We start from the raw sequence: 745 nt of genomic DNA on the forward strand, positions 1-745 counted from the left end.
CAAAGATCTGAAATGGCGCTTGATTGTCGTTGGCGAATTGGTTCTTGCGGATCATGTGAGCCACCTCGATCCCTGCAATGGTGGCTGTTGCGGAATGGAATGCTTTGAAGCCCATCATCGGCCGGGTGATCCGCTTGATGAACCTATGGTCTTGTTCAAGGATATTGTTGAGATATTTGATCTGGCGGATTTCAATGATCTCGCCGGTACCGGTGAATTTCAGGATCGTATTTACTGACTGAAGTCCGGCCAGATTGGCTCCGCTCTTGTCAATGACAACCTTCTGCGGAACGCCATTCGGTACAATCACCTTCTTGAAAAACCGGCGGGCCGCAGCCAAATCCCGCCGCTCTGACAGCATAAAATCAAGGGTTTGGCCGTCGCGATCAATGGCTCGGTACAGATAAGTCCATTTGCCCCGAACCTTGAGATATGTCTCGTCACCACGCCACGAACGGGATGTGGGGTGCTTGCGCATCTGAGCCTGAGCGGCGATCTGCGGTGCGTAGCGAACAACCCACCGGTTCAATGTTGCATGATCAACCTTCACGCCACGCTCAGCCATTATTTCCTGAAGGTCACGATAGGAAACCGGATAGCGAACATAGAAGAAAACGGCATAAAGGATGACACTTTTAGGAAAATGTGTTCCTTTGAAATCGACCACCATCTCTTCTCACCTCAATCCGTTACGCACAATAAGCGTGACATAGCTCAACAGAGGTGAAAATTTTGCGACACAACC

Annotated in this window: 1 protein-coding gene; it reads right to left on the bottom strand. The window is 50.2% G+C overall.

Features of this window, described 5'->3' with window-relative positions:
- Positions 1 to 670 (bottom strand): IS6 family transposase (locus tag HBA93_RS17895; protein WP_221724191.1); only part of this gene is annotated, 670 nt, incomplete at its 3' end.
- Between the last annotated feature and the right edge of the window lie 75 nt (positions 671 to 745).

Source organism: Ochrobactrum sp. SFR4, assembly GCF_019730395.1.
In the GTDB taxonomy this organism is placed as follows: Bacteria; Pseudomonadota; Alphaproteobacteria; order Rhizobiales; family Rhizobiaceae; genus Pseudochrobactrum.